This window comes from Ehrlichia minasensis, assembly GCF_004181775.1.
In the GTDB taxonomy this organism is placed as follows: domain Bacteria; phylum Pseudomonadota; class Alphaproteobacteria; order Rickettsiales; family Anaplasmataceae; genus Ehrlichia; species Ehrlichia minasensis.
The window spans coordinates 44379-50378 of the sequence record NZ_QOHL01000007.1; the positions used below are offsets into that span (position 1 = coordinate 44379).

Genomic DNA, 6000 nt, shown 5'->3' on the forward strand with positions numbered 1-6000 from the left:
TTTTTAGATAGAGCTAATAGCTCTTTCTGAAGTATGGCATGTACCGTGTATTTTATGTGAATGTATCTTAGTAAAACAGTTCTCTGATCTGTTTTGTTACTTATGTAGTATTTTTCTATAGTATATAATGAATTGCCAATTGCTACAATATTATCTAGAGACAATATACTTAAATTTGGAATGTTATGAAATTATAATACATGCTTAACTTTATTATGTGTACTTCTACTATGGGTTATAAATAAGAACATGCAGTTTATAATATAAGTATAGCTTAATTGCGATATAAATAACCTAGTTGTACTGCTCTGATATTTTATGAAGTGACATCACTGATAGAAAACGTGAGAGACCTAAAATTTTGTAGAACTTTACAATTGAAAAATATCACATTAGGATAAATTTTAAATTTCCATTACCTAGTTTACGAAACACTAGCATAAGCTGGAGTAATATTATTTAAATAATTTTTCTTCTAAAATACCAAATATATTACTTTTTGCTGGTGTATCAAAAGTTGGTGTTGGAATAGTATCACTAGAAGAGTCAGTAGTATCAATAATAACATGATTGTTTGTTTTTTGATTATGTTTGAGTACTGTGATTGTCAAAGTTTTTATCATTATTATGTTGTTGTTTTGAAGTGCTATGTTTATCATTGTTAGCAACAGTATTTCTAATAGTATGTCTTCTAAAGTTATTTGGTTTTTCGTTACAACATTTAAATATCTCACAAATACAGAATAGTATACAAGATAATGCAAGTCCCAAGAGCACCATGAGTAAACCTGTGCCCATAAAACCTGCAGTAGGTTTGTATTAGGTATAAGTTAGATATATCGAGGTAATTTAAATAATTGTTAATTTTTCCTATTTATTTTTAGGATTTTCTTTCATATAGTTAGAACTTTAATTGTATTTAATATTAATTAAGAAATTTTTTAGTATAGTACTTGTAAAAATCGCAAGTTAGTGATTGTATGATTGTAATTAAACTTAATGCATTTATTTATCTTACTATAATGGATATATTGTGACATTACAGATATGCGTTTTGTTTTCATTTTTTGTCTATAGTAGATCCTATTTAGCAATTATGTAAATAGTATGTTTAAGTAAGCTTAAAACGATGTATAGATAATGTTGGTATGACAATATTGTTGAAATGCTTTCTATAATTTTAATATCTGTTGTAATGAACATTAGCTCTGCTGTTGATAGATTTATAGTTATTATTATTTTTTTAACAGTATTTTCTTTATTAGTGATATATCTGTTTTGCTATTAAATGTTTTTATATATCAGATAAGTAGGCTAGCATGGAGATTAAGTAAAAAAAAGCGTAAGAAAGAAAATTAAAGAGAATATGCATCCACTATTTTTATAATGTAGAACGGGAGTAATTGTATAATAGAAAAATACGGTAAACTTCTACTGATCAACTCTATTGTAAAACTTTTTTATAAGTGTAGATTATTTTCTGAACGGAATGGTTTTGCTGTTAATAAACATAACCAAATTATTGCTGTGTTGGTGATAGAATAATATTGTGATGACTTAATAAGTATTTAATTAGAATAATATAAGTTCAATTGTTTTTTCAATACTGATTGTGAATTATAATTTTATGTGTTGCTAGTATTGTAACTTATTGCGTGATAAAGTTAGCATGTATAGTAGAAGATTATACTTTAGTAATTTTCGCATAGTTCAAATCGAAAGTAAATTTTTTGATAGTTGGTGTTTTTTAAGATGGGACATAGTTAACTTGTTATTAGTAGTTAGTGTATTTTGTATGCATTTTGAATAACTATGAATTTATAGTATACAGTAAAATAGGTTACCTAAATTTGTATATGTGTTAATCAAAGGTTTAGTATATAGGTGATAGTTATAAGCATTTTGTGTAGTTATGGCTTTATAGTATATAATTGATTTTAGTTGATGTATAATTCTAAGTTTTTTAGAAAAATTTCATCTAAACATTAGTTCAAGCAGAGAAAACAATGGCTAACAGTATTGTATCTATGAAAGATGCGACATTAATACAATTTGTTTGTCTGAATAATTTTAATAGGATTTGCTGATTAAATAAACACAGTATATAAATAGTGATACATCTTTAAAGTATTATAGAGTGTGTTCATGTCCAGAACAGCAGTGTTCCACACTATCAGTTGGTTGTAAATTTGTAGGTGGCTCATTATCGCTCGATTCTGATCTAAGGCTGGAATAATCATGGTATTGTGGTGCTTCTGGAGTTTGTGGTCCTGAACCGTTATGTTGTTCAGAAGAGCAAGGTTCCACACTATCAGTTGGTTGTAAATCTGTAGGCAGCTCGTTATCGCTCAATTCTGATCTAAAACTGGAATAATCATAGTATTGTGGGGTTCGTGGAGTTTGTGGTTCTAAGTTTTGTTCGTTTTGAGATTGTGTGTTGGATGTAAGTCTTACATTTTTTTTCCTATTAGCAGGACGAGTAGTACCGGTATTATTAAACCGAAATCTACCGCGTAATAAGTATAATAGACAAGCAAATGTCAATACAGCAAATGCAAAAAATATAAAGATGCTGCTGTAGTGATCTTGTTGTGAGTTATTTTGTGTGGTACCAGCAGAGGTTGTGCTATTACTTGTTGGTGATGTTGTAGATTGTGTTGAGTTATTTGTTACAAAATTTAGTGTAGACTGAGTAATATTTTGTGCAAGTGTGGTAGAAGTATTCTGTGTAGTACTCTCTGTAGCATTAGCTGATGTGCTTGTATTTGTTGTAGTATTGTTGTCCATAGTTTACCTGAGTGGGTTAATTGAAAATTTAATATATTAAAAATTTTTATTTAAATTACCATTTGCAGATATAGATTTTTTTACTTACATTACTTTAAATAGTTGAATTAATGAAAATAAAATATACTTTTTTAATTTATATAAATATATTTGCTAATAGTAAGTTAATATTACTTAATTCCTTATGTTTTATATTTAAATGTATTATTTCTGTGAAAGAATTTATATTTGGGTAATGTGTTTATCTTATTCAGTTCTGTAGGGATGTTACTATTTAATATGACTTTGTTGTGTTTAAAAGTGTAAAATTTGCATGTATTACTGCAATGTAATTATTAGAGATAATTTTTTGATTAAAGAATATTAATTAGAAAAAATTGGCAACTAAGAATTGTTATATTTTTGATGTACTGCGTGTTTAGGTTTTTTAATGCAGTTGAGTAGACAATTAAGTAAAATATAGAAAGTAGCTGTATTTTGGTTATTATAATTTAGTTGTCTGATATGCTCCCTCCGGATTTTCTACTGTATCAGATGATATAGATAAAGCTGTACTTGGAACTGGTTCATAGTTTGTTTGTATAGGTGAATCACTTTCAGTTTCTGATGTTTCAAACACTGAATCAGAGAGAGAGTCATCCATAATAGATCCTAGTAATCCTCGTGGGTATTCAAGATCTTCTTCTATTACGGTTATGTAACCACCAGTGTTACGGTTATTGCGATAATAGTTTCTATAGACATAAGCTGCAAACATAAAAAGTAATGCACAGAATAGTACAAAACCTAAAGCGATGAATCCTGGTGTAGAACTGCTTGTATCTTGAGTAGTATTTGTTGTAGAGTGTGTTGTGTGGTTAATAACAGATGATGTGACATCGTTTATTATTGAACTTACTGTAGAGTTAATAGTAGAAGCTGTATTTGTGAGTGCAGTAGAAATATTTTCTGCAGTTTGTGTTACAGTGCTTACTGTATTATTAATAGCATTTGTGACTGTATCACTGACTGTTGCAGCACTGCTAGTTGTTGTATCTACGATAGTACTCGTTATATTATTTACAAGCTGAGATGTGCTATTTTCTGTAGGGGGGGGGGGGACAGATGATGCATTTGTAGTATACCCTGTAATGTTTGTATGGTTAGTAGGCATTTTTACCTGATTGTTAAATTCTTTATTAGTGAGATATAACTTACTAGCAAGTGCACATGTTGAACGATGGACTTTACCTAGTTAATGTGAACACGCTTAATAATAATAAGTTAATTAACACATTAGTCAATATTTCTATTATGGATTGGTATAATTTGAGTGTAATAATGTTCTTGTCATATATGATATTTCAGTGTTTTACACTTTAACTATGTTTAAAAATTTGACTATTACTGATGATTTTTTAATCAAGTGCAGCAATCAGAGAAGATAATAATTAGAAATTATTATATCTCTGATATGCTTTGAAACTTTAATATGATCTACTACATTTACAATGTAGAAAAAAATCAGCAAAACTCGGCACTAACTTATGGTTATGTATTTCTAGACTGCGTATTGTTAGATTGAGGTGTTTCATTAACAAAAATATTATTGAGCCTAACCATGGATTCTTGACGTTCTAAATGATGCTCTGCTTGAAGCCCGGAGTAATCATGGTATCCTAAGAGAGAGACATCAGAACTATCAGAACTTCTTTGTTGTTGCCTTTTGTTTTTTTGTTCATTAGCATGCTTGATATTAGCAGCTGTTCGACGTGATAATTTATACTTAAAAAATATCATACCGCCAATCAGCATGATAAAAATTACTACACAAACAGCAACAAGAGTATAAGTGCTGCTCTTATCATCACTACTACTGCTGCTAGTAGTATTATTAGATGCTGTTCTGTTAGCAGAACTGGTGAATATTGACCTTAGTGCAGAAGTAGCATTATTTACTATACTTGATGTGGCATTTGATACATTAGTTATTATACTACTTGTTGTTGAAGGTGTTGTAATGCCAGTTGTAGTTTCTGTAGATAAAGTAGTAGTATTGTTTGCATAGGTTGTTATATTATGACTAGTGCTGGATAACATACTTGGATGTGTTGTACTAAGACTACTATTACCTGGCATAGCTTACCTCCTGAATTAATTAAAAACTTTATCTGTAAGATTTATATTTAACCAGTTGTGTAAAATGATTTTACTAATCTTAGGTAGAGAACCCTTATTATTATAATTATAAAATTACTAAATTTGTTAGTCAATTTCTTTAATATTTTATGGATTGGAGTTAGTTACACAAAGAGATTTATGCTTTATATTTTACTGCATTAGAGGACTTTTAAAGGGTGTATTATATGTATTGTTTGTATTAATATGTACCTCGGATTTCTTGTACTAAAAGTCTAGATAGATAATCAATTAATCAGAGGAAACAATAATTAGAAATTATTGTATCTCTGATGTGATATTAAGAGGTTAATGTACCCTATTCTTATACAATTTAATATAGTTTGCTAAGACATGTAAGAAATAACGTATGTTTTATTGTGTCTTATCATGATCTTGTGTGTTTGTCGTGTGTTCTGTGACATTTGGTGAGAGCAGAGATGTAGTTGGTGACACTTCATTTGTTGGTGTTACAACTCGTACACTTCTCAAAGGCTGCATTTCAATATATTCCTGCTGTATACCGTTACGTGTTCTTCTAACACTATATGCATTATTATAGGCCGCGTTTCTTCGTTGTGCAAGTTCCTCTCTATCATGTAATCTACAAAGATAATATACTATTGAATAAAAGCATATTGCCATTGCTACGACTATTAAAATTGAAAGAGATGCATTAGCGTCAGGTGCTGTAGTAGTTGTTGTAGATTCTGATGCAGTAGTAGTAGTATTAAATGCTACTGAGCTTACTGTTTCTGTTATAGCACTTGTAGCATTATATAGCGCTGAAGTTGCTGTAGAAGCAACAGAGCTTACTGTTTCTTGTGCAGTGCTAGTAGCATTAGATACTACTGAGCTTACTATTTCTGTTATAGTACTTGTAGCATCATATAGCGCTGAAGTTGCTGAAGAGACTGTAGCATTCAATGCTTCTGTTGTAGCTCTAGTAGCATTAAAAACTGGTGAATTTGCTACAGAAGTTGTAGCACTTGTAGTGTTATATAGTGTTGAAGTTATTGTAGAAGCCATAGAACTTGCTGCTTCTGATGCAGTAGT

Annotated in this window: 4 protein-coding genes and 1 pseudogene; all 5 read right to left on the reverse strand. The window is 29.7% G+C overall.

Annotation, left to right across the window (positions count from 1 at the left end; genetic code table 11):
• Positions 1–455 precede the first annotated feature (455 nt).
• The gene (locus DRF75_RS02205) at positions 456–734 is read right to left on the reverse strand and encodes a hypothetical protein (RefSeq protein WP_129992581.1); all 279 of its coding nucleotides are present in this window, start codon (positions 732–734) and stop codon (positions 456–458) included.
• Positions 735–2130: 1396 nt separating this feature from the next.
• Positions 2131–2787, reverse strand: coding sequence for a hypothetical protein (locus tag DRF75_RS02210; RefSeq protein WP_129992582.1), 657 nt, complete (start codon positions 2785–2787; stop codon positions 2131–2133).
• Between the two features lie 484 nt (positions 2788–3271).
• On the reverse strand, positions 3272–3940 hold the full coding sequence (locus DRF75_RS02215) for a hypothetical protein (RefSeq protein ID WP_129992583.1): 669 nt from the start codon (positions 3938–3940) through the stop codon (positions 3272–3274).
• A 377-nt stretch (positions 3941–4317) separates the two neighbouring features.
• Entirely contained in the window at positions 4318–4905 is a 588-nt protein-coding gene (locus tag DRF75_RS02220; RefSeq protein ID WP_129992584.1) for a hypothetical protein, read from the reverse strand.
• Positions 4906–5319: 414 nt separating this feature from the next.
• Positions 5320–6000 (reverse strand): annotated as a pseudogene (locus DRF75_RS05040) (hypothetical protein); the annotation flags it as partial.

Excerpts from the sequence above, each read along its gene's own strand:
- DRF75_RS02215 (WP_129992583.1), bottom strand. The coding sequence starts at position 3,940 with ATGCCTACTAACCATACAAACATTACAGGGTATACTACAAATGCATCA.
- DRF75_RS02220 (WP_129992584.1), bottom strand. The coding sequence starts at position 4,905 with ATGCCAGGTAATAGTAGTCTTAGTACAACACATCCAAGTATGTTATCC.
- DRF75_RS02210 (WP_129992582.1), bottom strand. The coding sequence starts at position 2,787 with ATGGACAACAATACTACAACAAATACAAGCACATCAGCTAATGCTACA.